Source organism: Corynebacterium tuscaniense DNF00037, assembly GCF_000759055.1.
GTDB classification, from domain to species: Bacteria; Actinomycetota; Actinomycetes; order Mycobacteriales; family Mycobacteriaceae; genus Corynebacterium; species Corynebacterium tuscaniense.
In genome coordinates this window covers 39,924-66,435 of record NZ_JRNG01000018.1, presented here as the reverse complement: position 1 = coordinate 66,435, position 26,512 = coordinate 39,924, and the positions used below count along the sequence as shown (strand labels likewise).

Sequence of the window (26,512 nt, the reverse complement as noted above, 5' to 3'; positions counted from 1 at the left end):
TTAACAGAACTAGCGCAGGGAGGGCAGTGTCGTACCTGCCTAGTACGGTGGTATCCATCATGGGAACTGACTTAACTTTGGGGCTTAACCCGCAGCAGAAGGCTGCGGTAGAACACTCTGGCACACCTCTGCTCATCGTCGCCGGAGCGGGTTCGGGCAAAACCGCTGTTCTGACACGGCGTATTGCCTATCTTTTGCAGGAACGGGCGGTCGCTCCGTGGGAGATCCTTGCCATCACATTCACCAACAAAGCTGCCGCGGAGATGCGGGACCGTGTGGTGAGTTTGATTGGGCCACAAGCGGAGCGTATGTGGGTGGCTACGTTTCACTCCGTGTGCGTGCGGATTCTCCGCCAACAGGCACAGCTGGTGCCGGGGTTGAACAGCAACTTCACTATTTATGACAGTGATGATTCGCGGCGGCTGCTGGGCATGATCGCTAAAGAGATGAACCTTGATCTGAAGAAGTTCACTCCGCGGTTCCTGGCTAATGCGATCTCAAATCTCAAGAATGAGCTCATCGGCCCCGAAGAAGCACGGGCGCAGGCCACCACGACGAAGAATCCGTTTGAGGTGACGGTGGCGGCCGTGTACGCGGAGTACCAACGGCGCCTTCGTGGCGCTAATGCGGTGGATTTTGACGATTTGATTGGGGAGGTAGTCGCGCTATTCAAGCAGCACCCACCGGTGCTTGAGTACTACCGTAGGCGTTTCCGCCACGTGTTGGTAGACGAGTATCAGGACACTAACCACGCACAATACGAGCTCATTCACACATTAGTGGGGGACGGGCCACAGGCGCCGGAACTTGCGGTGGTGGGTGATTCGGACCAGTCCATTTATGCCTTCCGCGGTGCGACGATTCGAAACATTGAGGAATTTGAGCGGGATTATCCCAACGCCACCACGATCCTGCTGGAGCAGAACTACCGCTCGACTCAGAACATTCTCGCCGCTGCCAATGCCGTTATTTCCCAAAACGTTGGCCGCCGCCCCAAGAAGCTATGGACGGACCTGGGGGAGGGGGAGAAGATCATTGGCTACGTTGCGGATAATGAGCATGATGAGGCGCGCTTCGTCGCTAGTGAAATCGATGCCCTGACGGACCGTGGTGCGCAGTACTCCGACATCGCGGTGATGTACCGGACGAATAATTCCTCCCGCGCTTTGGAGGACATCTTCATTCGTGCCGGGATTCCCTACAAAGTCGTGGGTGGTACGCGCTTCTATGAACGCCGTGAGATCCGTGACATCATCGCGTACCTGCGCGTGCTGGAGAACCTGGATGATGACGTGAGTATGCGTCGCATTGTCAACGTGCCTAAGCGCGGCATCGGGGATAAAGCACAAGCAATGGTGGCACTGCATGCGGAAAACCAGCGGATCAGCTTTGGCCGTGCTCTGCGTGATGTCGCTTCCGGGGAGGTCCCCGGAGTGGCATCCCGCACCGCTAATGCCATCGGTGGTTTCGTGGAGATGCTCGACGGGCTCATCGCTGAGATCCCCGAGTTGCTCAATGAGGTCACCGGCATGCCGGACCTAGGTGGCCTGGTAACCCGCATCTTAGATGTCACCGGATACAAGGCAGAACTGGAAGCCTCGAATGATCCGCAGGACGGCGCGCGCCTAGACAACCTCAACGAATTGGTATCGGTGGCGCGTGAATTCTCCTCCGATGCCGCTAACCAGATGGCATACGCAACCATGCCGGGCGATGAACCAGCTGACGTGGCGGAAGGAGAACCCGCGCCGGGATCACTCCAAGCGTTCTTGGAGCGCGTCTCCTTGGTCGCTGATGCAGATCAAATTCCGGATGAAGGCCAAGGTGTGGTCACAATGATGACGCTGCACACGGCGAAGGGGCTGGAATCTCCCATCGTGTTCGTCACTGGTTGGGAAGATGGGCAGTTCCCACATTTGCGTTCTTTGGGGGACCCGGATGAGCTGGCCGAAGAACGTCGATTGGCTTATGTAGGAATCACCCGCGCGAGGCGAAAACTCTACCTCACCCGGGCGATGCTGCGTTCGTCGTGGGGCAGCCCGGTAACCAACCCTGCCAGTCGCTTCCTCGCAGAGGTCCCAGAGGACCTCATCGACTGGCGTCGGGTGGAACCGGAGCGCTCCTTCGACGGTGGTTTCTCGGATGCCTGGGGCACACCGACAACACCACGCAAATCCATGCGGACACGCAGCGGTGGTAGCCGCATGAAGGTCAACAAGAATTTGCAACTGGCTAAGGGGGACCGCGTCAACCACGCGAAATATGGGTTGGGCACGGTCATGAGCGTCGATGGTTCAGGGGCCAGGGAGACCGTCACCATCGACTTTGGTTCCAGCGGAACCGTGCGTCTCATGCTCATCGGCGGTGTGCCGATGGAGAAGTTGTAAGACGCTGCTCTAGATGGTGATACCGCGCTGCGCGAACCACGGCACCGGGTCCACCTGTGTTTGACCATCCGGCAGGATTTCAAAGTGTAGGTGCGGTCCGGTGGAGCGGCCCTCATTACCCATCTGGGCGATTTGCTGGCCGGCGGTCACGCGCTCACCAACCTGCACGTTGAAGGAGTGTACGTGGCCGTACACGCTGATGGATCCATCATCGTGGCGCAGGCGCACCCATTTGCCAAAGCCTTGGGCGGGGCCGGCGTTGATCACAGTTCCGTCCATCACGGCCTTAACCGGGGTGCCAATGTTGTTGGCAATGTCGATGCCACGGTGGACTGAGCCCCAACGCGGACCGAACCCAGAGGTGAAACGACCCTCAGCCGGCATCACTACGGTCTGGCCCGCCGGCGAAACACCAGTTTGGGGAGTGACTGTATTCGTAGTCACGCCAGGGGTAGCTTCTGCTTCGTTGTACTGCGGCAGAATGCGCGGGTCATACACGATGCTGTAGCCGGCGGCGGAGAAGGTGGCGCCCTTGGTGAAGATGTCGTCGAGGGCCTTGCCAAGGTCCGGCAGGGCAGGAGCAAGGCCATCAACGGCTTGGCCGTTGACAGAGACGGTAAAGGCATTGGCAGGCAGGGCCGCGAGCGGAATGGCCAGAGCGATGGCGCCGGCGATCAATCGTTTTTTCATGTCGTCCTTTTGAGAGATTGAGGGAAACATGTGAAAGTTTTTAACTCGCAACATGCTAACCGTGCTTTTCTCGTTGATCAATGCCTATTTATGTCAGTTGACGTGCGTAATTAGCTCGTGCGTGCGAAAGATTCCTTCAAAACAGCTGGATAGGAGAGTGGCTGGTGTTGCAGATGTTATTAATGTGACGAAAGGGTGCGGGGGTAGTTTTTGGGGGTGGCAAAAGAAAAATCCTCCGTCCCAGGGTGGGAGGAGGATGAGGTTCTGTGCGCGACTTTAGAGGCTAATGCCTCGCTCAGCGAGCCACGGTGCCGGGTCGATTGCGTCGCCGCCGGCTGGGTGGACCTCGAAGTGAAGGTGGGAGCCAGTGGACCAGCCGCGGGAGCCCATGCCGGCGATGCGCTGGCCGGCGCGGACGGGCTGGCCGACGGAGCACTCAACGGTCTCCATGTGGCCGTACACGGTGACGGTGCCGTCCTCGTGGCGGATGCGGACCCAGTTGCCGTAGCCACTTGCCGGGCCAGCGTCGATCACAACGCCGTCAGAGACGGCCAGGATTGGGGTGCCAATAGCGTTGGCGATGTCGACCCCCTTGTGGAACGACCCCCAGCGCGCTCCGAAGCCGGAGGTGTAGGCGCCTTCAGCGGGCTTTACAACGAGGGGAGCGCGGGCGGCCAGGTCAGCGGCGATGCGTTCCTTGTTGTACTCAACAGCCTTCCCCAGCTGTTCAGTGAGGTTGTCGATCGGCTTGTACTCGCTGATGGCTAGGATTTGCGGAACGGAGGCAGGATCGATGTTAGGGATGTCTGTGTTGATGTCCCCTACGGCTGCCGGGCTATTGGCGTTGGCGGCACTGGCGACGGCAGCGCCACCGGTGGTGACTGCGCCTGTGGTCAAGGCGACCATGGCGATGCGTCCCTTGTTGGGGCTCGGCTTACGGTGCTTGCCACCGGTGTGGTTTGCGCGCGAAGAGTTCAACTCAAAAACCTCGTTAGATCGTCATTCGGTCACGGACGGTTAACGTTCGAGTGTTCGTCCGTAATGTATAACGGGACGTTCCGTAATCGTAACCTAGTTGTTATCTACTCGCCGTAACATTAGTCAGCCCCACGGCATTAAGCAATCTCTTATGGAGAATTTATTTTTCTTGTCTCATGGCTCGGCCCAAATGTTGAAACAATTAGACAATCTCACTAGTTAAGATTTGTCACAGGGGTTTCAGTTACCTCGGCTTTCTTTGCCGAAAATGCTAAGAGGCGTTCGGTCCCTTTGGCGGTGGATGGCCCATGCTGCGTGTGTATTGATTTTTGGCGCAACCCCCACACAGGGGGCCTCCGAACAATTTTTACAAAACATGTAACACCGACTTTGATGTACTCGATACTTAGATTGCAAAGGCAAAGTATTGGAGACGCCAAATGTTTGCTGCATGTAACCGTGTTGTAATAATGCTCACGGTATTTCTACGAGACAGGATGTTCATTATGAAGCGCACCATCACCGCTGTAATCGCTGCTGCTACTGCATTCTCCCTCGCCGTCGTTCCGGCGCAGGCTGCTGAAAGTAGCAAACCAGAGATCAACCTTCCTGGGCAGAACTCCTCCAAGCTGGATGACAAGGAAGTTATTGGCGATGCTATCGCACCTGGAAGCGACCGGACCAAGATCATTGAGTCCATCATTAAGGGCAAGGAGGGCGAGGATAAGGCTAAGGCTCTCGGCCCCCTGGCTTCTTCCCTGAAGTCTGACAAGACTAATGGCTGGACATTTGGAACCACCTTCAACATTCTGCTGGGCACCGGTATCACTGCTCTCCTGCTGGTTATCTTCAATTTTGCCAAGGGTGGCATCAAGTTCTAAATCCTTTTCCGTCCGAGAGGCAACAACTTCAGCGCACACCCCCTAAAGCTCTTCGCCCGTTGTGGAGCTTTAGGGGGTGTTCGTGCTTTCTGGGCTGTGGGGCCGTGTCCCATCTGCACCCGGGCTTGTTGTCGTGGAACAGTTGGCTGTGATGAGTAACAAGTCCAGTCCGCCTTCGAGGCCCTCGCGCACATCGCCTTCTGCTCGCCGCCGTCCGCGGATAACGCATGGTGCTGAAGTCACGCACACCGATGCTTCCCCTGAAGTCCCCACGACGATGAAGGGGCGGCTTCGCCACTACCTTCCTTTCATTGGTGTGCCGAATGTGGTGTTGGTGCTGGGGATTGCGGTGCTGTGTTTGGGCACGATTCTGCTCAGTGGTGGCCGCCCGGCAGCGCTTCCGGCGGCAATTGCGGAGACATGGTTTGTTGTGCACGGTGTGCCGGTCACTGTTGATGGAGTCACGCTCGGTGCGATTCCGCTGCTGCCCGCGGTTGGTGTGGTTGCACTCATTGCATGGCGGGTGCGCGCGGCCACGAAGGATCGCGTGAGCATTCTTGACCTTTATGCCATCGCAAGCCTGGTCATACTGATTCCGTTCACCCTGTCCGCTGTCGCGTGGTTTATGGTTGCGGATGCGTCGGCTGTTTTTCCGGTGGCACCGCCCGCAGTACATAAAGGCCTGTTTATTCCTGTTCTCATTCACCTCGTGGGTATGGCCTGCGGAATGAACGCCAAGTTGTGGGCGGCACTCTGTCGTCGCGTTGGGGTGCCCGTTGAGTTTGTGAGCATCACCGGCGCAATGATTAATCTTGCGCTTCGCTTGCTTGCTGCTGCGGCTGTGGTCTTCTTGGTTCTGCTTGCATTCGGTGTACTGCGGATCGGGGAGCTGCTCGATGCGTACCCCACCTTGGGGGTCAGCGGGGTTGCCGGCCTCATTCTTGCCAGCGTGTTGTATCTGCCCAACGCGGCCGTGGGAACACTTGCTGTTCTATTCGGTACACCTATATCTATTGCGGAAGGTTCCGTCTCGCTGTTCGGTGCAGTCGTACCGCCACTGCCACCAATACCAATTTTCGCGGCGATTCCTGGCCATGTTGCTGTGTGGGCACCGGTGTTCCTTGTCGTTCCGGCGGCTGTGATCATTCACTTCTTCATTCCTCGTCGCCTCGGCGGTTTCGACGTTGCCCTTTCCGCCGGATGGGCCGCGGTTTTTGGGCTGGTCAGCGGGTTCCTTGCCGGTGGGAATGTCGGCGCGTACGGCTGGATTGGTGCCTCACCGTGGATCTTCGCGCTTGCCGCTGCCGGATGGGTCGGTGGAATTGCAGGCGCCGCATGGCTCATTGCTTCCTTCACTCGCCCCCGGGTAGAGGAAGAGGAGATGCTTGCTGGCGATCCCCTGGGCGCCCCTGCCCACGAAGAGGAGTCTAAAGCTGAACCGAAGGAAACTGCCGAGGTCTCGGAGAGCGCTGAAGAGGGGACACAGAAGGATAAGGGCTAGACTCTGTAGGCGTGACAGACTCTTCACAGGCCCCTGAGTGTATTTCTGTAGCTGTTTTGGTTTCCGGTTCGGGGACGCTGTTGCAGGCGATCATCGATAACCGTGGAACCTATAGCGTCGATCTTGTTGTTGCGGATGTGGAATGCCCAGCGTTGGATCGTGCGCGGAAGGCTGGTATTCGCACGGAAGTGGTCCAGCTAGGCGGCGATCGGAATGAGTGGAATGTCCGCTTGAGGGACACTGTTGCAAGCGTGAATCCGGACGTGGTTGTGTCCGCCGGGTTTATGAAGATCGTGGGGGAGGAGTTCTTGGAGCGCTTTGAGGGCGCTCTGATTAATACTCACCCGGCCCTGTTGCCTGCTTTTCCTGGTGCACATGCTGTGCGTGATGCTTTGGCGTATGGCGTGAAGGTCACGGGAACAACGGTTCACTACATCGATTCGGGTGTGGATACGGGCCAGATTATCGCCCAGCGTGCAGTGGATGTGCGCGAAGGGGAAACTGAGGAAGAGTTGCACGAACGGATTAAGGAAGTGGAGCGAGCTTTGATCGTCGATACGCTGAAGCGCGCACACGCCGCCAACAGCACTATCACTGGAAAGGTTGAGTTCACCGCATGAGCACCCGCACACCTATCAAGCGCGCACTGATTAGCGTCTATGACAAGACGGGCTTGGAAGAGCTTGCAGCAGCATTGGCAGAAGCCGGTGTTGAGATTGTCTCTACAGGTTCGACGGCGCAGCGCATCAAGGATGCGGGCGCAAACGTTACCGAGGTGGCTGAGCTCACCGGTTTCCCGGAGGTGTTGGAGGGCCGTGTGAAGACGCTGCACCCGCGCGTGCACGCCGGTATTTTGGCGGATTTGCGCAAGGAAGAGCACGCGAAGCAGATCGCAGAGCTCGGCGTGGAGCCCTTCGAGCTCGTCGTGGTGAATCTGTACCCGTTCGAGGACACCGTTGCTTCCGGTGCGGGCTTTGATGAGGTCGTCGAGATGATTGACATCGGCGGCCCGTCCATGGTGCGTGCGGCGGCGAAGAACCACCCGTCGGTAGCCGTGGTTGTGGATCCTTCGCGTTACGGCGAGGCCATTGAGGCGGTTAAGGCCGGTGGCTTCGACGAGGATCAGCGCCGTCAGCTCGCCGCTGATGCTTTCACGCATACCGCGCTTTATGACGCCGCGGTGTCCACCTGGTTCGCCGAGCAGCTGGGCAATACCGATAAGTCCACGACTCTGCGTTACGGCGAGAACCCGCATCAGGCTGCCAGCTTGATTTCCGACGGCACGGGTCTGGCCGGCGCCAAGCAGCACGGTGGCAAGGAAATGTCCTACAACAACTACCAGGACGCGGATGCGGCATGGCGTGCGGCCTGGGACCATGAGCGCCCGTGTGTTGCTGTGATCAAGCACGCCAACCCGTGTGGCATCGCGGTGTCAGAGATTTCCATCGCGCAGGCTCATGCGAAAGCGCATGCCTGTGATCCAGTCAGCGCTTACGGCGGTGTGATTGCCTCCAACCGTGAGGTCACCCTGGAGATGGCGGAGCAGGTCAAGCCGATCTTCACTGAGGTCATCATCGCGCCGAGCTTTGCTGATGACGCGCTGGAGCTGCTGCAGACCAAGAAGAACCTGCGTATCCTTACTGCGGAGAAGCCGGAGCGTGAAGGCAAGGAGATCAAGCAGATTTCCGGCGGCACGCTCATCCAGGATCGTGACATCTACCAGGCCGAGGGCGATAAACCGGAGAACTGGGAGCTCGTCGCTGGTGAGGCTGCCGATGAGGCAACACTGAAGGACTTGGAGTTCGCCTGGCACGCGATCCGTTGCGTGAAGTCCAATGCCATTCTCATTGCTAGCGATGGCGCTGCTGTTGGTGTGGGCATGGGCCAGGTCAACCGTGTGGATTCGGCCAAACTTGCTGTTGATCGTGCGAACACGCTCGATGAAGGCCGTAACCGCACCAATGGTGCTGTGGCTGCCTCCGATGCGTTCTTCCCGTTTGCTGATGGCTTCCAGATCCTCGCGGATGCTGGTGTCAAGGCCGTGGTTCAGCCGGGTGGTTCCATCCGTGATGAGGAAGTCATCGCAGCTGCCAATGAGGCCGGCGTGACCATGTACCTCACTGGTACCCGCCACTTCTCGCACTAGAGTCTGAATCCCGCGGAGACTAAAGGACACGACGTAGCGTGACTGATTCGTATTGGCAGCAGCCCCAGCAGAAATCCAACATTGGATTGATTGTTCTGATCTGCCTCGTGGGGCTGTTACTCCTTGGTCTGCTCGGCTTCGGCGCGTACTACCTGATGTCGGATGATTCTGGTGATTCTTCCGAGGCTCCTGCGCTGACCGTTCAGAAGTCCGAGGAAGGCTCTACTGGCAGCGCAGGTAGTGGCACCAGCTCGAAGAGCTCGAAGTCTACGGTGACTAAGACGACCGATGCCACTGAGACGAAGAATCCGAAGAAGGAGTACAAGTCGTTTGAGCCGGGTTCCTCCGTCACGAGCCAGAGCTTTGCGCAGGCGGTCTATGACGCGTTCCGGACTGAGTATGACGGTGATCCAAACATCACGCTGCATGACGTGCACAGCTCGGTGACCGGCAAGTCCTATACCATGCGGTGCAGTGAAGAAGGCTCCAAGGTTGTGTGCCGGGGCGGTAATAACGCAGTGGTGAAGATCCACTAGTGTGGCGTCTCATCGTGTGCGTGGCGGCGGTCGGACTTGTGGCCTGCGTGTCGTCGTGCACTTTTGGGCCGACGGTGACCAGTTCGACGAAACAGCGTCTCCCGCAGCCAGGCATTGGGATGCCGCCCCTTGAACCCATGCAGCTATCTTCCGAAGAATCTGCACCACAGCCATCGGCTGAATTACAAGCTATTCTTGATAAGTCCGTAGCAGAGGTGGTGCAGGCTTACGGGGGAGTAGCAGAGGTCTCCATCGTTGGTGCTATAGGAGAATATGGTGCAGGCGATGCTGGTGGCTTCGCTGCATGGTCCACGATCAAAGTTCCCATCGCCATCGCGGCGCTTAAAACGAATCCCGGGCTGGCACAACAGGCTGCTCTGGCCATTCAAACTTCAGATAACCCTGCAGCGATGACGTTGTGGAACAGCACCACCCCGGAGGCTGTCGAGGAAATCCTTGCTCAAGGTGGGGCGCCCATCACGGTACAACGCCAGTACATCCGGCCTGAGTTCTCACCCTTCGGCCAAACCAAGTGGACAGTGGCAGAGCAAGCACGTTTCGCCTCACATTTGCGGTGTGTCGATGGGGCTGGGCCTGTGTTGGAACTCATGGGATCGATCACCGCAGGGCAGTCCTATGGGCTGGGCACGCTTCCTGCTGCGCGTTTCAAGGGTGGTTGGGGCCCATCAGCGCTGAATGGGGGATATGAGGTGCGCCAGTTTGGACTCGTGCAGGATGACGCGGGTCGGGATGTTGCTATCGCTCTTGCTGTGCGCAGCGGAGACGGCTCCTATGCCAGCGGTCAAACCATGGCGAGCCAACTTGCTGCTCTTATTCGCCCGGCACTGAACACAGCGCCGGCAGCGCACTGTTAACGGGCGGTCTTCTCCAGTAGGTCAATAGTGCGGTAGCCACGATCCTCCGGTAGAGGCGTGTGCAAAACATCCAGAACAGCATCCGCCAGAACCACCGAAGGGGAAGGCAAAGCATCTGTTACCAGCGGGTACGGGGCTTTACCAGTGTTGTCCCGCAACTCCACAGCAGCAAGAGACATGTGGAAAGGCAGATCAATACGCGGATCATCATCGCCCACTATCTCAGCGGCGAGGGAATGGAAGATAGACTCCAGCGTGCCACGCAGCTCGTGGTACTCCGTGAACTCCTCCGACATGGCAATGGGTAGCTGATACAGCCGGCCAATATTCCACTTCGAGGACAGCAGAATACGCGTCTGCGCCGCCACGAGAGCCCACAATTTCAGGCTCGGCGTCGCATCGGAGGCCGCCAGATCCTCCGCCAAGCTTATCGACGGCTCGATTGTGCTCTTCAACAATTCCAAGAAGATATCTGCCTTGGAAGGGAAGTGGTAGTACAAAGACGCCTGCCGCATTCCTACAGCATCAGCGATCTCATGCGTGGAGGTGGTGGCAAAACCCTGTTTGGTGAACAGTTCTGCTGAAGCGTCGAGGATCTCTTCGCGCGCGGTGCCGCCAGAGCGGCGTGGTGATGATTTCCGCGGGCGGCCAACGCTTCGTGCCATGCGCTCCTCCTAAAAAGCGTGATCTAAGGGTGGGCAGTATTTCAACAAAGATACCTAATGGTGGGGTTTACGTAGACGCAGACCAGCAAAAAGCACTTCAGCGCCCACCTCCTTGGGGGAGGGGGCGCTGAAGACTGTCGAAGCTCTAGACGAAAACCAGTCGATTTAGCGGCTGGTGAACGGCAGGAGAGCCATCTCACGCGCGTTCTTCACAGCGGTAGCGACCTGGCGCTGCTGCTGCGGCGTCAGGCCAGTGACGCGACGCGAGCGGATCTTGTGGCGATCGGAGATGAACAGACGCAAGGTCTCAATGTCCTTGTAGTCCACAGCTTCGATGCCTTTGGCCTTGAGCGGGTTCTTCTTCGGGCGGCGGGACTGCTCCATCCGCGCCTTACGGTTGTTATTGCGCTTCATGTTTACAGACTCCCTTGATTACCACGAGGACTTACGGACGCCCGGCAGTTCGCCGCGGTGGGCCATCTCACGCATACGAACACGAGACAGACCGAACTTGCGGAGGTAGCCGCGGGGGCGGCCATCGTGCGAGTCGCGGTTACGGACGCGAGCCGGGGAGGCATCGCGTGGCTGGCGGTTGAGCTCAAACTGAGCCTCGAGACGGTCCTCGTCGGTCGTCTCTGGGTTACGGATGATCGCCTTGAGCTCCTGACGGCGCTCAGCGTAACGCGCGACGATCTCCTTGCGCTTTTCGTTCTTAGCGATCTTGGACTTCTTCGCCATACTTATCGCTCCTCGCGGAATTCAACGTGCTTACGCACAACCGGGTCATACTTCTTCAAAGTGATGCGGTCCGGGTTGTTGCGCTTGTTCTTACGGGTGACGTACGTAAAGCCGGTGCCTGCAGTGGACTTCAGCTTGATGATGGGGCGAATGTCATTGCGTGCCATGAGCTAGATCTTCTCCCCTCGGGCGCGGATCGCTGCAACGACGGATTCGATGCCGTCGCGGTCAATGATCTTGAGCCCCTTCGTGGATACGTTCAACGTGATGTTGCGGCCCTCAGAGGGCAGGTAAAACTTCCGCTTCTGCACGTTGGGGTTCCAACGGCGCGAGTGGCGGCGGTGCGAGTGGGACACGGTTTTGCCGAAAGACGGCTTCTTTCCCGTGACCTGGCAATGTGCCGACATGGTTACTTCTTTCTCCTAGCCGCTTCTAGTCGTGGGGACTGTAGATAGACGCCGCACTCGTTGCTGGTTAAAGGCCTAGAAGTGAGGATGGCCTGGTGGCTCGAGGGCGCCAGAAGTCACCGGTTGACTAAAGCGTTTACGTGTACTTCGACAACAGCGAGAGTAAACACTACACGCGCAAGGTCTCTTTTCATAATCGCTGCCTCGCTTACCGACGAGCCACTGGATCAGCCTAAGAAGCTGAGCGCAGCCAGCGGCAGTCCGACTGCGAACGGCGCAAGAACGGCTCCCCTCACAACCACTGTTCTCCAGGGGATGTCAATGCCGTTTCGGCGGAGCTGGTCATGCCACAGCAGAGTGGCGAGCGATGACCACGGCGTGACGATTGGCCCACAGTTGACACCTATTAATAGGGCGTTAATATGCTGCGGAGTCGGTGCCGACGGCTCAAGGAGGAGGAATGCCGGAATATTATTGAGGGCGTTGGCGGCTACTGCGCCCACCACCGAGAGTGTCGCCGGTCCGGCATCGAAGATGAGACGACCGTCGGCGAGAACGAGCACTGCGGCGACGCCGAACGACAATGCTGCCGCGAGTGCGAGTGAATCCCATGGAACGAGCGAGAGCGCCTCACGGAAATCCGGCTTCGTGAAAATAAGTAGAACAGCTGCCGCTACCGTGCTGACCAACCAGTACGGCAGCGGGGACACTAGCGCCGGCGGAAGCAGTGCTAGCACGATCAGGGATATCCTCAGCAGTGGGGAAGTGTCCACCCTGATCTCCGTATCCTGCAGCTTCGGTTCCGAGGGTGCGAATCGGTAAACCACCCAGGAAGCGACGACTGCGACCGTGATGGCTGCTACGGCCGGCACGGCAGTAGACCCGTACGGGTGGGCGAGCAAGTTGGTCAGGTTCGACACTGGAAGAGCGAGCGAACCGAGGTTCGCTATCCACACCACCGCGAACGACACGGGCACGACCTTCAGTCTGTTCCTGCGCGCGAGCGCCACCGCCATGGGCGTGATCATGATCGCGGTTGTGTCCAACGAGAGAAAGACAGTCGACACAATGGCGATGACGACAATCCCGAACCACAACGCCCACTTAGATTTCAATCGTTTTTCCATGGCCTGCGCGATTGCGTCGAATGCGCAGGCTCGGGCCGCCAGGTTGACCACTACGGACATTCCTGCGACGAAAAGTAGCACGGGCGCGAGCCGCAGCGCGGTGGTTTTCAACTCTTCTGGAGCCGCCGCAGCCAAGTAGAGAATGCCCGCCGCGAGCACTAGGGAGAGGCCGATCCGCGATTTCGGGAATGTATCCATCACCTGTACTATGTATCAAGTTGTCTGATCAGGCGTATTTGCCCTGCTCGGATGAAGGACCATTTTCGAACCCAACTCAGGCACGATCCGGTGAAAGCATTCCCGGAACCGACCTGAAGTATCAATCCTGAGGGAAACGAAGAGATGAAGAAAGATATCCACCCTGATTACCACCCGGTGATCTTCCAGGACGCAGGTACTGGCCACCAGTTCCTGACCCGTTCTACCGCAACCTCCGGCCGCACTGCCCAGTGGGAAGACGGCAATGAGTACCCGCTCATCGTCGTTGATGTGACCAGTGAGTCGCACCCCTTCTGGACCGGCGCACAGCGTGTCATGGACACCGCCGGCCGTGTTGAGAAGTTCAACCGCCGCTTTGGTGGGATGGCCCGCCGTAAGAAGAAGTCCGACAGCTAAAACCGCCTACTGATCCGGTCAAAGGAGGAGAAACACCATGGCAACCCCGAAGTTTCGTAAGTCCCGCTCGAATACGCACCACCGCCGTTCGCAGTGGAAGGCAGACAATGCCGCTCTGCAGGAAGTGAAGATCGACGGCCAGACCGTGCGCATCCCGCGTCGCCTGGTCAAGGCAGCTCAGGCTGGTCTGATCGACGTCGAGCAGTTCTAAACACGCTACGCGTTTAGTTGCCGCCGGAATACTTCCGGCGGCTATTTTTTATGTTTTTTACGGATTTTCACACGATTTGGGGGGACAAAGACAAGATTCTTTGGAGCCTATGGTCATAATAGGTGCATGAAAATTCTGGTCGTCGATGATGAGCAGGCGGTACGTGAGTCTCTCCGTCGCTCTTTACAATTCAATGGGTATGACGTGTTCCAAGCGCGCGATGGAGTAGAAGCTCTCGCTGTGATCAATCAGGAGCGGCCCGATCTGACAATCCTTGATGTGATGATGCCTAAGCTAGACGGGCTGGGTGTGTGCAGGGAGCTCCGCTCTACCGGTTACGACAGGCCGATTCTGATGCTTACGGCGCGCGACGGCGTTTCCGACCGCGTGGCTGGGTTGGACGCTGGGGCGGATGATTACCTGCCCAAACCCTTTGCTTTGGAAGAGCTTCTCGCGCGTGTTCGCTCGTTGCTGCGCCGCGCCCGGGCTGATGCGATTGCACAGACGGGCAGTGCAGCCACTGATCTTCAGTTCCAGGATCTGTACCTTGATGTGGCCACCCGTGATGTTCGTCGGGGTGACCGCCATATTTCCCTCACTCGTACCGAGTTCGCATTGTTGCAACTCCTTATGCAAAACCCCCGCCAGGTTTTGACGCGTCAGCGGATTCTGGAAGAAGTCTGGGGCCATGATTTCCCATCCTCCGGCAATGCACTTGAGGTGTACATCGGATACCTGCGCCGTAAGACTGAGGCAGGCGGTGAAATCCGCCTCATTCACACCGTGCGTGGCGTGGGCTACGTGCTACGGGAGACTGCCCCGTGATCCTGAGGGCGCTGAGTAGCTACAGCACAACCAATGGCGGATGGGTGGATGCGCACCCTAAATCGTCGTTACGCGCGCGCGTAGCTGCATTTGCGGCCACCGGTGTGGCATTCGCGGTGGGCATGACCGCATTGCTGTCCTTCTTCGCGGTGTCCGGAACAATCAAGCAAAACGAACTGCTTGAGTTAGATGCCCGCACAGTTGCACTTATGCGGCAGGCGCGGGACATTATCGACGGTACAGAGGTCAACGTCGAGGATGCTAAAGAGGACCTGGAGGTAAATCTCCGCGAGCAGCGCATTGGGGAGCTGGTTACGCACTTCCGCATGGATAATCCCGGTTATCTTGTAGCGGTGTCGCCGGGGTTGCGCGAGCCTTTCATTGGTGATGCCTTGCCGATTGACAAGTTAGCGGGACCCGAGCAGGAACCAGATTGGTCGCACCTTGATTTCACAGGCGAGTGGGTGTCTGTCCTACGCTCCGACGAAGCGACCGTGGCTCTTGGGCGTAGCTCGCGCACGCTGTCCTTGATGGAGAACCGGCTTACAGCCACGTTGATGGGCATCGTGGGGTTGGGTACGTTTGTCGCTACGCTGACGGGTCTGCTCATTGCGCGGGTAACGGTCCGTCCCTTGGAGCGTCTCAGGAGGTCCATCGATGGCGTGGTGTCGACGGAAGAGATTGAACCCATCGAGGTAATTGGTAACGATGAGTACGGGCGCCTAACTGAATCCATCAACGAGATGATGGAAACTCTGAATGATTCACGCGTGCGTCAGTCCCAGCTCGTTGCTGATGCAGGCCATGAATTGCGTACGCCGTTGACATCAATGCGCACCAACATCGAGTTGCTCATGATGTTGCACCGCACAGGCCAGGTGGGCACGATGTCGTCGGAAGATTTGATGGACCTTGAAAACGATGTCATTGCGCAGATGCAGGAGATGTCCACCCTCATCGGTGATTTGGTAGATCTTGCCCGCGAAGGCGCGCCGGAGCAGGAGCTTCAGCCGGCGCGCTTGGATGAGATCATTGCGGACTCGCTTGAGCGTGTGAAGCGCCGCCGTCCGGATGTTGAATTCCGTGTGCGCCTTGATCCGTGGGTGATTAACGCGGATGTGCCGGCACTTTCGCGGGCGCCCGTGAACCTGCTGGACAACGCCGCAAAATGGTCGCCTCCGGGCGGCGTTGTGCGTGTGAGTTTACGTGCCGCACAGCGTCGTGCTGTGCTGATTATCGACGACTCGGGGCCAGGCATCCCGCCCGAAGAGCGCGAGAAGGTGTTTGAGCGTTTCTATCGTGCAGCGGAATCACGCGCTATGCCTGGTTCAGGGTTGGGTCTTGCCATCACACGGCAGGTGTTGGAACGCCACGGCGCATCCATTTCCGTCGATGAATCAGATGATGGGGGAACCCGCATCCGCATCATTTTCCCGGGCAACCGACCAACGGATGAGCCCTCACAGTAAGAGTTCAGCAAGTACTACGCTTAGCCCTGAAAGCGGACAAGAGACGACACAGCAAGGCGGAGGACAATTTTCCACCATGACTTCACCTGATTACCACGGCTACAACCTTCCGTATGGCACTCCGCAGCAGCCATATCTTGCTCCCGCCCCGCCAAAGCAGAAGAAAGGGCTTGGCGTTGGGGCAGCCGTGGCACTCGCTCTGGCCACTTCTTTAGTGGGTGGTGCAGCAGCCGGATATACCGCTGGAGTGCTGGCGGGATCCGGCAACCGACAGCAACCCTCTATTGGTGCCAGCAGTGAACAGAACGCGCTGGAAGCGCCAGTGATTTCCCGCAAGGAACCAGCGCCTGAAGGCTCGGTTGAACAGGTCGCTGCCGCGGTGTTGCCGGCGGTGGTGTCCATTGAACTGATCAGTGGTTCGCGGGTGATGTCCGAAGGATCTGGTTCCATTATCTCCGCCGATGGCAAGGTGCTCACGAACCATCACGTGGTAGCGGAAGCCGGGGCGGGCCAAGCTGAGCTCGTGGTGACGTTGAATGATGGGACGAAACACCGGGCATCCTTCATTGCTTCGGACGTGAACACGGATGTGGCTGTGATTCAGATAGAGGGGGTCAGTGATCTACCCGTAATTCAATTCGGTGATTCGGATTCGCTTGCGGTAGGCCAGTCCGTCGTGGCGGTTGGATCACCCCTTGGCTTGTCCGCAACAGTGACCACGGGCATCGTCTCCGCCCTCAACCGCCCGGTCCGCGCGGCCCAAGGTAGGGGGGAGAGCTCCCTCATGGACGGCATTCAAACAGACGCAGCTATCAACCCCGGTAACTCAGGTGGCCCTTTGGTGGACATGAATGGCCACCTCATTGGCATGAACTCTGTGATCGCCTCGCTCTCACAAGGTAACTCCGGTGAGGGCGGTTCTATCGGTTTGGGTTTTGCCATTCCTTCGAATTTTGCGCGCCGGGTTGCTGATCAGTTGATCAATGAAGGGCAGGCCCGTCAACCAATGATGGGAGTGCAAGTGGACATCCGCCATGTCTCTGACGGTGCACTGATCAGTGCGGTTCAGCCGGAGAGTCCCGCGGAGCAGGCAGGTTTGAAGGAAGGGGATGTTGTCGTGCGGATCAATGATCGTCCGATTGAGTCCTCTGACGCCCTCGTTGCTGCCACGCGCTCGTTCGATTTTGGGGAGACTGTCACCCTGGTTGTTCGTTCCGCTGGATCTGAAGAAACCAGAACGGTAGATGTGACCTTAAGTTCAGAGTAGATTTCTCTATCAGAACTATTAAACGTGCATCAGTAACAACTGGTGCACCCACAACGAGGAGCCCGCCATGTCCAACACACTCGACGCGCTTGACATCAGTGAGCCCGATGAGGAAGTCCTCCTTGCTGCAGAGGCGGAAGAAGGACTGCCGGTACAGCCGTGTGCGATCGCTGTGCTTGTCAGCGACCACAAGCAGGGTGGGGCGATTGATGAAGGCTCGGATCGTTTGGTCTACGAGCTCCTGCAGGAAATTGGTTTCAAAGTCGATGGCGTGGTCAGCGTGAAATCGAAGAAATCCGAGATCCGCAAGGTCATTGAAACCGCTGTTGTGGGTGGCGTGGATTTGGTGGTCACCGTTGGTGGCACCGGCGTGGGTCCGCGCGACAAAGTGCCGGAGGCTACTCGGGCTGTCATTGACCAGATGGTTCCCGGCGTCGCGCAAGCTGTGCGCTCCTCCGGTCAGGCCTGTGGTGCCGTGGACGCGTGTACCTCCCGTGGTATTTGCGGTGTGTCCGGTTCCACGGTGATTGTGAACCTAGCGCCATCCCGAGCTGCCATCCGCGACGGTGTGTCAACCATTGCATCGCTTGTTGCCCACCTCATCGAAGAGCTACGCAAGTACAGCGTGCAGTAAGCATCCGGCAGAGGAACCGAGGCTCATGAAAAAGCGGCGCCGCGTGCGGCGGCTTTCCAGCGCTACTGATTACGACAGAACAGCGGACCGCCCCAACCCCCACCAGGTGGAGCAGTCCGCTGATTGGGACGGTGCCCGTGTGGTCCAATTGGATGAAGACGGCCCGCCAGAACTAGCTGAACTGGATGACGCTGCCCGCTACCGCGAGGAACGCCCCCCGCACTACGGGGATTAGAGCTTCTTCGCCACTAGATCGTCCAACGGTTCCGCAGACAGCAAGTACGGTGCTACCTCGAAAACGGTGCGTGCACCAATTTCACCAGCCTGCTTCATACGCCATGCAGCGCGACCGTAGGCAACCTGCACGGCAGCGGTGAAATCAGGGTTGCGCTCCAACTCCAAGCCAAACTCAATCACGTGGCCGGAGGTGCCGGACTGGCCACGGGTGATCACCTGACCGCCGTGTGGCATGCCTTGGTGGTCGCGCTCAAACTCAGCCTCGGTGATGAACTCCACGATTGTCTCGTACGGTGCGAAGTAGTCCGGCATGGTCACGATGGTTTCGCGGATCTGCTCCTTCAGCTTCTCATCCTTCGCAGCATCACCCGTCTCCTCAGCTACCACGAAGCAGTGGCGTAGATGGCACTCATTACTCTTCAGGTCTGCGCCCTCACCACGCTTGACGGCCTCAACCGCCTCCGGGTTCGGCTTGGTGTACTGCACCCCTTTAAGCACACCGGGCACGCGCCGCACAGCATCAGAGTGTCCCTGCGACAGACCCGGACCCCAAAATGTCATCTGGTTGGCGCCCGGCAGCACCGCACCACCAAGCACACGGTTCAAAGAAAACAGGCCTGGATCCCAGCCAGTAGAAATCATCGCGATGTTGCCACCATCGCGTGCGGATGTATCCATCGCTGCGCGGTATGCCGGGATCTCATGGTGGTTGTCGTATGTGTCCACCGTGGTGAAATGCTTGGCCAATTCAGGGCCCTGTTCCGGCACATCGGTGGCACTTCCCAGGCAGACGAACAGTACGTCGACCTCGTCTTTATGCTCTTGTGCATCCCCCGCCGGCAACACACGCGCGTCCGTATCCAGGGAGTCACGGCGTGAGAACACGCCGACGAGTTCCATGTCGGGCTGCGCAGCAATAACTTGTTCAACACTGCGGCCCAGGTTGCCGTAGCCGATGATGGCGGTACGAATCATGCGGGGGAGTCCTTCCTACATAACGATGTGTGAATTATTTGTGCGTAATGATTCTTCCAGAAATTCACCGTCTGCCGGAGAAAATCTGTAAAAGGGGAGCAAAAACGGACCGCCCCAAGGAGTGGAGCGGCCCGCAAACGTTTCCCGTATTTCAGGGATTAGAGCTGGCGGGTGCCTTTCTGGTTAGCCAGCAGGTCGCGGATCTCGGCGAGCAGTTCCTGCTCGGTTGGAGCCGGGGCATCTTCGGTGACGCCCTTGCGGCGCTTCTGAGCCTCATCCAGCTTGTTCATCGGTGCGACGATGATGAAGTAGACCACTGCGGCGATGAGCAGGAAGTTAATCACAGCGGTGATGAGTGCACCGAAGTCAACGAAGGTTGCATCGTTGCCACTGATGATGTGGACGCCCAGGCCGGAGAAGTCTGCGCCACCGAGGGAGGCAATCAGCGGGTTGATGATGTTGTCAGAGAACGAGGTCACGATCGCGGTGAAAGCAGCACCGATCACAACACCGACTGCCAGGTCGATGACGTTGCCACGCATGATGAAATCTTTAAAGCCCTTAAGCATTCTCTCTCCTTGAGAAATTGGTAGGTAAAAAATAGGTGGGAATATTGTTCCCCCCAACGGCGAAAGAAATTACTACATTGTGGGCGACAAAGCTAGGTGAGGGCTGCGATTGGCGGTGACTAACCGCGGTGACGCCCGCCGGTAAGCACCACTGTTAGTGGCAAAGTCAGGGAAGATGCGGCAACGTTCTCCGCGTCTTCATTTCGCAAAAGCAGCAGTACACCGGTCTGTGCCTCACCGCTGCCCGCGGTGATGACAGTGCCGCCCGTGGCAATAGTCCGCGCCGTCACATCAGCCGCAGCATCTGCTGTTGTGACCACGGACACTTCATCACCGTGGTGCAGCATGGGCACGATGTCGGGTTCAGCAAGTTTCACGGGCACGAGGGTGAAAGCGCTGGGATCCTCCCCACGTGCTTGGGCCACGGAGCTCACAAGGTCAGGGCCCGTGATGCGCGTCGTGGTGAGTACCTCACCAGCAGAAGCCGCCGCAGCAATCACCTGCCCTTCAGCTTTCGTTCGGTCCGCCAGCGCATTATCGGGGACAAACTGCCTGGGCAGGGAACGCAGCTCCACATCATCGGCGTCAAGCACATCACCGGGTCCGACGTCTCGGGCGAATACAACCACCTGGGGGTCTCTGGTTGCTCGCCCACTTAAGGCAAGAAGAGCAGCACAGACAACAAGCAGGATGGCCATGACGCGTCGCAGAAGCAGGGACCTCCGGTAGCCGGGAGTGGAAAGAACGGAGAAGGATGAAAAAAAGGTAGAAAGTGCCATACTCTCTTTGACTGCTTCAGCACCCGGTTTGGTTCCCCGGGACCCCAAAAATTTTTAGCAAACCCCTAATCATGCCCCGCTAGGACGGGAAAGACACCACCCCAGAGGGCGTGACTGCGGTGTTAACTGGCTGATCATGGGGGTCAGCTGGCAAAGAATCGTGCACCTCATTGTCATAGACCAACGCGATGCGTGGCCGGTGGGGTGCGTAGAGGAGCGCGCGATCGTAGTAGCCAGCGCCCTGGCCAAGACGCACCCCAGTCCGGTCCACGCCTAAGGCCGGAACAATGATCACGTCACACGTGCTCAACACAGTCGAGGGCAGGCGCGGGCCAGTGGGCTCGGCAATGTCATAAAACTCACCGGGAGCCAACTCACCTGGTATGTACACCGCCCACTGCAGCTCGCCGCCAGCAAGCGTGACCGGCAGTAGAACCTCATAGCCTTCCTCCACCAGTGCAGGCAGCAGCGCCGTCCCACCCGGCTCAGTGGGCAATGGGGAATAGGCGGCAACGCGGTGGGGGGACAAGGTGCGCAGGTGGGTGAGAAGGTGGGTGACCAGGGGGACGTCGATAAGCATCTTTTGCTCAAGCGCCTCACGCGCACCACGCGTGGTGGCGCGAACAGCAGTCTTTGAATCCATGACATCCCTCTTTCCCTACACACCCAGCTGATTCCAGGTTTAGTGCCGTCTCACAGGTAGACTATCCATTCATGCGCAATTCCTCCTCGGCCCCCCAGGTGGGCGTGAAAACCGTTGTTGTTCCCGCAGCTGGAATGGGTACCCGGTTCCTGCCCGCCACAAAAACAGTGCCGAAAGAATTGCTGCCGGTGGTGGACACCCCCGGAATTGAGCTCATTGCGGAAGAGGCCGCCCAGCTCGGTGCACAGCGCCTTGCTGTTGTGACCGCGCCGGGTAAAGGCGAGGTGATGGAGCACTTTGGCAATTTTGATCACCTGAAAGAGACCTTGTGGGCGCGCGGCAAGGATGAGCAGGCGCGAAAGGTTGCTCGTGCGGCGGAGATCATTACCGCCCAGGCAGTCGTGCAAGAAGAACCACTCGGTCTTGGCCATGCGGTCGGCTGCGCTGAGGCGATCCTGGATGATGATGAGGATGCGGTGGCCGTCATGCTGCCGGATGACTTGGTTCTGCCCACCGGGGTCATGGAAAAGATGGTGGATGTGCGCGCCAAGCTTGGCGGCTCGGTGCTGTGTGCCTTTGTGGTCAGTCCGGAGGAAGTATTCAACTACGGCGTTTTTGATGTCCGCGAGGTGGATGCCGCTGAGGGTGTGGACCCGGAAAAGGTGAAGCGTGTGGTGGGCATGGTGGAGAAGCCGGAGCCGGAAGATGCGCCGTCCACGTTTGTTGCCACCGGCCGTTACTTGCTGGATCGTGGCATCTTTGATGCTTTACGCCGTATCACGCCTGGTAAGGGTGGGGAGCTACAGCTCACCGATGCGATTGAGCTGATGATCAGTGAAGGTCACCCGGTGCACGTGGTAGTGCACGACGGTAAGCGCCATGACCTGGGTAATCCAGCGGGCTACATTCCAGCCAATGTTGATTTTGGTCTGCGCCATGAGAAGTACGGCCCAGCCCTGTATAAGTCAATCAAGCAGATCCTGAAGGATTTCGAGTCGGAGAACCCGCACCTCGCCGGCACCGACTAAATTGACGTGTAATTAAGTTGACGTGTAATTGAAAGATTGTCAGCGGCCAGCGGAAGGGTGGCGGAATGCGCAGCGTTGAAGAGCAGTTAGACATCATTGTTGATGCCACGATGACGCCTTCACCGATCCGCATTGGCATCACCGATGCGCTGGGTCTTATGTGCGCGGAGGAAGTGCAGGCAACGCGCTCGCTGCCTGGATTTGCGCAGGCTGCCGTGGATGGTTATGCGGTGCGTGCGGTTGATGTGGGTGGTGCGCAGTCGCTGAGTAATCGTGCACCGGTTGAAAGCGATGACGCTCCAGCCCAGAGCGACCCTGATACGTCCCTGCCCGTGGTGGGTGAAGTGGCTGCTGGAAGTCAAAAACCGTTGCGCCTCCAACCCCGCCAGGCTGTGCGCGTGGCTACGGGGGCACCCCTGCCCACCTTGGCTGATGCAGTTTTGCCCCTTGAGTGGTCCGACCGTGGCCGCCGCCGCGTGACCCCGCACCGCCCAGTGCGTTCGGGTGATTTCATCCGCCGTGAAGGCGATGACATTCAACCGGGGGATATCGCGGTGCGTGCCGGCGCTGTTCTTGGCCCGGCACAGATCGGTCTCCTGGCTGCCGCCGGCCGCGACAAGGTGCTGGTGTATCCGCGTCCCCGCGTAACTGTCATGTCCTATGGCTTAGAACTGGTGGATATTGATAGGGATCCGGGGTTGGGCCAAGTCTTTGATGTTGGTTCCTATGCTGTGGCTGCAGCTGCAAAGGATGCGGGCGCGGATGTCACCCGCGTGGGCATCATTAATGCGGAGCCACGCCACCTGAAAGAGCAGATTGCGGTGCACGCGCAGAAGAGCGAGTTCCTCATCATCACCGGCGCCGTGGGCGGTTCCAGCGCCCGAGCTGTCCAAGAGGCACTGGGTGCGCTCGGCGATATTGATACCACGCGTGTGGCTATGCACCCCGGTTCTACCCAGGGTTTCGGCTTGGTGGGGGAGGATCGCATTCCTGCCTTCTTGTTGCCGTCAAATGCTGTGAGTGCTCTCGTGGTGTTTGAGGCGCTCATTCGGCCAGCCATCCGATCGTCGTTAGGCAAGCGCGTGCTCAATCGACGCATTGTGAAGGCGCGATCCATGAACCGCATTGAGTCCATTCCGGGCCGCCTGGGTTTTGTCCGCGCTCGCCTCATGCGCGATGCTCAAACGCGGGATTACCTCGTTGACAACATCGGTGGCGTTTCTGGCGGTCCGGCGCATTTGCTTGCTGGTTTGGCTGAGGCGAATGCGATGATCCGGATTCCCACGGACGTGGTGGAAGTGCGCCCGGGTGATGTCGTCGACGTGATGTTCTTGCAGCAACGGGCATAACCATGCTGAGTCTCATCGGTTGGGCGCACAGTGAAGCCCACCCGGGGTGGCCCAAGGCGACTCCGACAGTTTTTGTTCGTGGTGACGTTGGTGATGTACCGGTACGGCTTCGTCCGTTGAAACGTTCAGATGGTGCTGCTTGGTCGCGCATGCGTATCACCGACGAGGCGCTGTTAAGGCCTGTCGAACCCACTGTGCAGGGCACGTGGCGCGACGCTCATTCCCCGGAAGCCTGGCGTTCCAATTGGTTGAATCTGCGGCGCTGCGCCAATAGCGGCATGGTCGTGCCTTTGGCCATTGAGTATGGCGACCACTTCATCGGCCAAGTCACCTTGGGCAACATCCAGCATGGTGCCGTGGGGGAGTGCTGGATTGGATACTGGGTGTATTCCCGTTTTAGTGGCCGCGGCATTGCCACGGTGGCCTGCGCTCTGGGCGTTGATCATGCCTTCGCGCGCGTGGGCATGCACCGCGTCACGGCAACATACCTTCCTGATAATCCTGCCTCGGGGAAAGTTCTGGCCAATGCCGGTTTCCGTACGGAGGGATACCTCAAGGAAAATCTCCATATTGATGGGCGTTGGCGGGATCACCATTTTGTGGCGCAGAACATTGATGACCTGCCTGGCTCGGCGGTGGAGCGTTTAGCCGCGCAGGGCAGATTGTGGATCTAAGAAAAACTGGCGCGTGTCTCGGCGTGGGGCGGTCAACTTCAGCCGGTGGATGGTTAGTGTCGAGCTAGCAATTTTCGCAGTAAAGGAAAGGTCGTGGACCCATGTCAGGCAGCCTCAGCCTGATCATTGTTCTCATCGTGGTTGTGTGGGCGATTGTTCTCGCCCCGATGGTCTTGGGGGATTCCAAGCCCATCCGTCGTAGCGGTGAGGGCTTTGATGAGACCCGTGTCCTCCACGAGGGCGGCACCGCCGCGCTTCAAACTCGTCGCCGTCCGCGAGTGACGGCCGCAGACATTCACCACCACGATGAGGTGGATGACTATGAGGTCGTCGTTCCCGAAGAAGAAAGCACAGAAGCGGTGCTTATCGACGACTCATCGGCTACCCCTGCCTGGAAGAAACTTTTCATTCGTTCCAACATTGTCGATGCTGTCCCTGCTGAAGAACCTGTAGAAGACTCTTCGAAAGACCGTGCAAAAGAAAGGGCAGAAGAACCAGCAGAGGCTGTAGACGCAGGCGTTGAACTCGATACTGAGCTAGGTGAGGCCGAGGGTATCTCTGCGGAGTATGACTATGACGACTCCTACCTTGCCCCTGAAGATTTCGGCTACGCCACTGTGGTGAACATCCCGGAAGCGGAGTCAGTTTCTGAGGACACAGCAAAGGACTCGGTAGAGAGCGTCGTAGAAGACAAAACAGACGACGTGGTCGAAGATTTGGACGAGGCCACCCTCGCCCGCGCGAGCCGTGGCCGTGGCGGTTGGACACCAGATGCGGAGAAGCGTGCTCGCGCTGATCGTCTACGTCGCCGTGAGCGCACCATGCTAGGGCTGATTACCATCACTGGTGTTGCCTTCATTTATGCACTGATCACTGGTGGTTGGGCATGGTTGGCGCCACTCGCCGCCGGTGCTTTGTTGGTCTGGTACATGGCTGCTGTACGCAGTTTGGTCAATCAGGAGCGTGCACTGCGTGAGCGTCGCCTGCGCCAGCTGCGCCGCGCCCGACTGGGTGTTGTCTCCTCGGATGAGGGCGCACCGCTGCCAGCCCACATGCGTCGCCCCGGTGCAGTGATTGTGGAATTGGATGATGAGAGCGCGGACTTTGCCAACCTGCCAGAGTTCTCCGGGGATGGTTTTGATGTCCACGGCCCCGAACGCGTCCGCGAGAGCGCTTAAGCCAGTAACATCACGGGGTATGACTCAAACTAATACCTCCGATTCCACCGAGGCCACTGCTGGAACGAAGCCAACCGCAACGAATGACAACCCGGGCCCAACGGCCCTTCTGTGGGAGAAGTTCAGCGATTCCACTATCAAGCGTGGGTTGTTCTCTGCCCTGTACATGGTGAAGGCCCCGTACTTCCGCACAGTTATGCCGCGCGTGCGGGAAGCGGTTCCTGGCCGTTGTGTTGTGCGTTTAGGTAAGTGGTGGGGTGTGCAGAACCACATTGGCACCTTCCATGTGATTGCCGGTTTGAACGGCGCGGAAGCAGCGATGGGTCTGCTGTGTGAGGTCACCGTTCCAGATACGCACCGCTGGATTCCACGTGGTATGCGTGCGGATTACCCGAAGAAGTCCACTGGTGGCTTGACCGTCGCCGCCACTGCAGACTTCCCGGATTTTTCCACCATTACGCGTGAGACCGGCGGTCAGCTGGTCACCATCGACTGCCAGCTTGTCGACGATGCTGGCGTGGAACCCATCACCGCCGAGATCGACGTGTGGGTGACCGCTAAGAAGTGATGCCGGTGCATTGCAATAGCGCAAACACCGTCACTGGCCCCAGCATGGTGAAGCCCCGCACCTTCAGTGCCTTCACCAATTCCTTGGTGTCCTCCACTGATTGGGGCGTGGGCTCAAAAGACCACAAGAATTCCGCCAAGTCCGTTCCTTCGTCCCGCAGTGCCAGAGCAGCCTGGGCATTTGTGATCACGGCGTTGATTTTGCGGCGGTTGCGGATAATCGTGTCGTCGCTAAGCAATGCTTCAACATCCGCCTCACCCCACCTGGCGATTGTTTCGATACTGTTGTTGAAAATCGCGCGGCGCAGCGCATCACGCTTGCGCAGAATCAGATTCCAACTTAAACCTACGACGAAAACTTCTAGGCCGAGAAGCTCGAACATTTCCTTTTCCGTCGTGACAGGGTTCCCCCATTCTGTATCGAAATACTCCTGAACTAACGGCGTCATGTGTCGGGTCAGGGCTTGCTGCTGGTTGTCTTGATGAGTGTCTAGTTCAAAGTGTGAAAGTGTCATACTTACTTTGACTGCTGTAGGGGCCCATTTGGTTCCACGTTGTAGG

32 protein-coding genes are annotated in these 26,512 nt (G+C 58.3%); 19 read left to right on the top strand and 13 right to left on the bottom strand.

Translation table 11 applies throughout. The annotated features are described in order from the left end of the window. Window positions 1–59: 59 nt before the first annotated feature. Complete coding sequence (gene pcrA, locus HMPREF2129_RS05290; protein ID WP_034664056.1) at window positions 60–2,387, top strand: DNA helicase PcrA; 2,328 nt, start codon at window positions 60–62, stop codon at window positions 2,385–2,387. A gap of 9 nt (window positions 2,388–2,396) precedes the next feature. Here the strand turns inward: pcrA and HMPREF2129_RS05285 are convergent, their stop codons facing one another. Further along, window positions 2,397–3,077, bottom strand: a complete 681-nt coding sequence (locus HMPREF2129_RS05285; RefSeq protein ID WP_034664055.1) for a M23 family metallopeptidase — start codon at window positions 3,075–3,077, stop codon at window positions 2,397–2,399. A gap of 276 nt (window positions 3,078–3,353) precedes the next feature. Next, complete coding sequence (locus HMPREF2129_RS05280) at window positions 3,354–3,983, bottom strand: M23 family metallopeptidase (protein WP_084576574.1); 630 nt, start codon at window positions 3,981–3,983, stop codon at window positions 3,354–3,356. Between the two features lie 578 nt (window positions 3,984–4,561). On the opposite strand from HMPREF2129_RS05280, the gene HMPREF2129_RS05275 reads away from it, so the two are divergent. The 6 genes from HMPREF2129_RS05275 to HMPREF2129_RS05250 all read left to right on the top strand — a co-directional run bounded on the left by HMPREF2129_RS05275 (window position 4,562) and on the right by HMPREF2129_RS05250 (window position 9,994). Next, on the top strand, window positions 4,562–4,936 hold the full coding sequence (locus HMPREF2129_RS05275; protein ID WP_102724439.1) for a hypothetical protein: 375 nt from the start codon (window positions 4,562–4,564) through the stop codon (window positions 4,934–4,936). A 151-nt stretch (window positions 4,937–5,087) separates the two neighbouring features. Continuing rightward, window positions 5,088–6,437, top strand: a complete 1,350-nt coding sequence (locus tag HMPREF2129_RS05270; protein WP_156959240.1) for a cell division protein PerM — start codon at window positions 5,088–5,090, stop codon at window positions 6,435–6,437. A gap of 11 nt (window positions 6,438–6,448) precedes the next feature. Further along, window positions 6,449–7,057, top strand: coding sequence for a phosphoribosylglycinamide formyltransferase (gene purN / locus HMPREF2129_RS05265; RefSeq protein ID WP_034664022.1), 609 nt, complete (start codon window positions 6,449–6,451; stop codon window positions 7,055–7,057). Continuing rightward, window positions 7,054–8,583: a bifunctional phosphoribosylaminoimidazolecarboxamide formyltransferase/IMP cyclohydrolase gene (purH, locus tag HMPREF2129_RS05260; RefSeq protein WP_034664020.1), complete on the top strand. Its 1,530-nt coding sequence runs from the start codon at window positions 7,054–7,056 to the stop codon at window positions 8,581–8,583. The genes purN and purH overlap by 4 nt, the downstream gene beginning before the upstream one ends. A gap of 38 nt (window positions 8,584–8,621) precedes the next feature. Further along, a complete protein-coding gene (locus HMPREF2129_RS10605) occupies window positions 8,622–9,119 on the top strand; it encodes a hypothetical protein (RefSeq protein WP_052092812.1) in 498 nt (165 codons plus the stop codon). After that, entirely contained in the window at window positions 9,119–9,994 is an 876-nt protein-coding gene (locus HMPREF2129_RS05250) for a serine hydrolase (RefSeq protein ID WP_034664018.1), read from the top strand. The genes HMPREF2129_RS10605 and HMPREF2129_RS05250 overlap by 1 nt, the downstream gene beginning before the upstream one ends. On the opposite strand, the gene HMPREF2129_RS05245 is transcribed toward HMPREF2129_RS05250, so the two are convergent. The 6 genes from HMPREF2129_RS05245 to HMPREF2129_RS05220 form a co-directional block, all read right to left on the bottom strand. Beyond that, window positions 9,991–10,659: a TetR/AcrR family transcriptional regulator gene (locus tag HMPREF2129_RS05245; protein ID WP_034664016.1), complete on the bottom strand. Its 669-nt coding sequence runs from the start codon at window positions 10,657–10,659 to the stop codon at window positions 9,991–9,993. The two genes, HMPREF2129_RS05250 and HMPREF2129_RS05245, sit on opposite strands and share 4 nt — an antisense overlap. A 165-nt stretch (window positions 10,660–10,824) precedes the next feature. After that, on the bottom strand, window positions 10,825–11,073 hold the full coding sequence (rpsR, locus tag HMPREF2129_RS05240) for a 30S ribosomal protein S18 (protein ID WP_005291360.1): 249 nt from the start codon (window positions 11,071–11,073) through the stop codon (window positions 10,825–10,827). Window positions 11,074–11,091: 18 nt separating this feature from the next. Then, the gene (gene rpsN, locus HMPREF2129_RS05235) at window positions 11,092–11,397 is read right to left on the bottom strand and encodes a 30S ribosomal protein S14 (protein WP_034664014.1); all 306 of its coding nucleotides are present in this window, start codon (window positions 11,395–11,397) and stop codon (window positions 11,092–11,094) included. 2 nt (window positions 11,398–11,399) lie between these two features. Continuing rightward, entirely contained in the window at window positions 11,400–11,564 is a 165-nt protein-coding gene (rpmG, locus tag HMPREF2129_RS05230; RefSeq protein ID WP_006841072.1) for a 50S ribosomal protein L33, read from the bottom strand. Window positions 11,565–11,567: 3 nt separating this feature from the next. Then, on the bottom strand, window positions 11,568–11,804 hold the full coding sequence (rpmB, locus tag HMPREF2129_RS05225; RefSeq protein ID WP_034664010.1) for a 50S ribosomal protein L28: 237 nt from the start codon (window positions 11,802–11,804) through the stop codon (window positions 11,568–11,570). A gap of 227 nt (window positions 11,805–12,031) precedes the next feature. Next, the gene (locus HMPREF2129_RS05220) at window positions 12,032–13,129 is read right to left on the bottom strand and encodes an ArsB/NhaD family transporter (protein ID WP_052092810.1); all 1,098 of its coding nucleotides are present in this window, start codon (window positions 13,127–13,129) and stop codon (window positions 12,032–12,034) included. 144 nt (window positions 13,130–13,273) lie between these two features. Between HMPREF2129_RS05220 and HMPREF2129_RS05215 the strand changes: the two genes are divergently transcribed. The 7 genes from HMPREF2129_RS05215 to HMPREF2129_RS05185 all read left to right on the top strand — a co-directional run bounded on the left by HMPREF2129_RS05215 (window position 13,274) and on the right by HMPREF2129_RS05185 (window position 18,187). Further along, window positions 13,274–13,546 (top strand): type B 50S ribosomal protein L31, encoded by a 273-nt coding sequence (locus tag HMPREF2129_RS05215; RefSeq protein ID WP_034664008.1) that lies wholly within the window; start codon window positions 13,274–13,276, stop codon window positions 13,544–13,546. Window positions 13,547–13,583: 37 nt separating this feature from the next. Beyond that, on the top strand, window positions 13,584–13,757 hold the full coding sequence (gene rpmF, locus HMPREF2129_RS05210) for a 50S ribosomal protein L32 (protein ID WP_034664006.1): 174 nt from the start codon (window positions 13,584–13,586) through the stop codon (window positions 13,755–13,757). 126 nt (window positions 13,758–13,883) lie between these two features. Beyond that, window positions 13,884–14,582, top strand: coding sequence for a response regulator transcription factor (locus HMPREF2129_RS05205; RefSeq protein ID WP_034664004.1), 699 nt, complete (start codon window positions 13,884–13,886; stop codon window positions 14,580–14,582). Window positions 14,583–14,626: 44 nt separating this feature from the next. Further along, window positions 14,627–16,051 carry a HAMP domain-containing sensor histidine kinase gene (locus tag HMPREF2129_RS05200; RefSeq protein WP_052092809.1) on the top strand — a complete coding sequence of 475 codons (1,425 nt, stop codon included), beginning with the start codon at window positions 14,627–14,629 and terminating at the stop codon, window positions 16,049–16,051. Further along, window positions 15,987–17,318: a S1C family serine protease gene (locus HMPREF2129_RS05195; RefSeq protein WP_408605822.1), complete on the top strand. Its 1,332-nt coding sequence runs from the start codon at window positions 15,987–15,989 to the stop codon at window positions 17,316–17,318. The genes HMPREF2129_RS05200 and HMPREF2129_RS05195 overlap by 65 nt, the downstream gene beginning before the upstream one ends. Window positions 17,319–17,385: 67 nt before the next feature. After that, window positions 17,386–17,952 carry a MogA/MoaB family molybdenum cofactor biosynthesis protein gene (locus HMPREF2129_RS05190; RefSeq protein ID WP_034663999.1) on the top strand — a complete coding sequence of 189 codons (567 nt, stop codon included), beginning with the start codon at window positions 17,386–17,388 and terminating at the stop codon, window positions 17,950–17,952. 25 nt (window positions 17,953–17,977) lie between these two features. After that, window positions 17,978–18,187: a hypothetical protein gene (locus tag HMPREF2129_RS05185; RefSeq protein ID WP_034663996.1), complete on the top strand. Its 210-nt coding sequence runs from the start codon at window positions 17,978–17,980 to the stop codon at window positions 18,185–18,187. Here the strand turns inward: HMPREF2129_RS05185 and HMPREF2129_RS05180 are convergent. The 4 genes from HMPREF2129_RS05180 to HMPREF2129_RS05165 all read right to left on the bottom strand — a co-directional run bounded on the left by HMPREF2129_RS05180 (window position 18,184) and on the right by HMPREF2129_RS05165 (window position 21,155). Further along, window positions 18,184–19,164, bottom strand: coding sequence for a diaminopimelate dehydrogenase (locus tag HMPREF2129_RS05180; RefSeq protein ID WP_034663994.1), 981 nt, complete (start codon window positions 19,162–19,164; stop codon window positions 18,184–18,186). The two genes, HMPREF2129_RS05185 and HMPREF2129_RS05180, sit on opposite strands and share 4 nt — an antisense overlap. Window positions 19,165–19,322: 158 nt before the next feature. After that, the gene (gene mscL / locus HMPREF2129_RS05175) at window positions 19,323–19,733 is read right to left on the bottom strand and encodes a large-conductance mechanosensitive channel protein MscL (RefSeq protein WP_034663992.1); all 411 of its coding nucleotides are present in this window, start codon (window positions 19,731–19,733) and stop codon (window positions 19,323–19,325) included. Between the two features lie 119 nt (window positions 19,734–19,852). Next, window positions 19,853–20,512, bottom strand: coding sequence for an SAF domain-containing protein (locus HMPREF2129_RS05170; RefSeq protein WP_034663990.1), 660 nt, complete (start codon window positions 20,510–20,512; stop codon window positions 19,853–19,855). 79 nt (window positions 20,513–20,591) lie between these two features. Then, window positions 20,592–21,155, bottom strand: a complete 564-nt coding sequence (locus HMPREF2129_RS05165) for a 5-formyltetrahydrofolate cyclo-ligase (RefSeq protein WP_034663986.1) — start codon at window positions 21,153–21,155, stop codon at window positions 20,592–20,594. A gap of 71 nt (window positions 21,156–21,226) precedes the next feature. On the opposite strand from HMPREF2129_RS05165, the gene HMPREF2129_RS05160 reads away from it, so the two are divergent. The 5 genes from HMPREF2129_RS05160 (at window position 21,227) to HMPREF2129_RS05140 (ending at window position 25,952) form a co-directional block, all read left to right on the top strand. Then, window positions 21,227–22,183: a UTP--glucose-1-phosphate uridylyltransferase gene (locus HMPREF2129_RS05160; RefSeq protein WP_034663981.1), complete on the top strand. Its 957-nt coding sequence runs from the start codon at window positions 21,227–21,229 to the stop codon at window positions 22,181–22,183. A gap of 65 nt (window positions 22,184–22,248) precedes the next feature. Further along, window positions 22,249–23,532, top strand: coding sequence for a molybdotransferase-like divisome protein Glp (gene glp, locus HMPREF2129_RS05155; RefSeq protein ID WP_034663977.1), 1,284 nt, complete (start codon window positions 22,249–22,251; stop codon window positions 23,530–23,532). A 2-nt stretch (window positions 23,533–23,534) separates the two neighbouring features. Beyond that, window positions 23,535–24,206, top strand: coding sequence for a GNAT family N-acetyltransferase (locus tag HMPREF2129_RS05150; RefSeq protein ID WP_052092808.1), 672 nt, complete (start codon window positions 23,535–23,537; stop codon window positions 24,204–24,206). A gap of 101 nt (window positions 24,207–24,307) precedes the next feature. Beyond that, window positions 24,308–25,384, top strand: a complete 1,077-nt coding sequence (sepX, locus tag HMPREF2129_RS05145; protein WP_034663974.1) for a divisome protein SepX/GlpR — start codon at window positions 24,308–24,310, stop codon at window positions 25,382–25,384. 19 nt (window positions 25,385–25,403) lie between these two features. Continuing rightward, entirely contained in the window at window positions 25,404–25,952 is a 549-nt protein-coding gene (locus HMPREF2129_RS05140; protein WP_052092807.1) for a hotdog fold domain-containing protein, read from the top strand. Here the strand turns inward: HMPREF2129_RS05140 and HMPREF2129_RS05135 are convergent. Beyond that, complete coding sequence (locus tag HMPREF2129_RS05135) at window positions 25,942–26,466, bottom strand: DNA-3-methyladenine glycosylase I (RefSeq protein WP_232218104.1); 525 nt, start codon at window positions 26,464–26,466, stop codon at window positions 25,942–25,944. The genes HMPREF2129_RS05140 and HMPREF2129_RS05135 overlap by 11 nt on opposite strands. Window positions 26,467–26,512 lie beyond the last annotated feature (46 nt).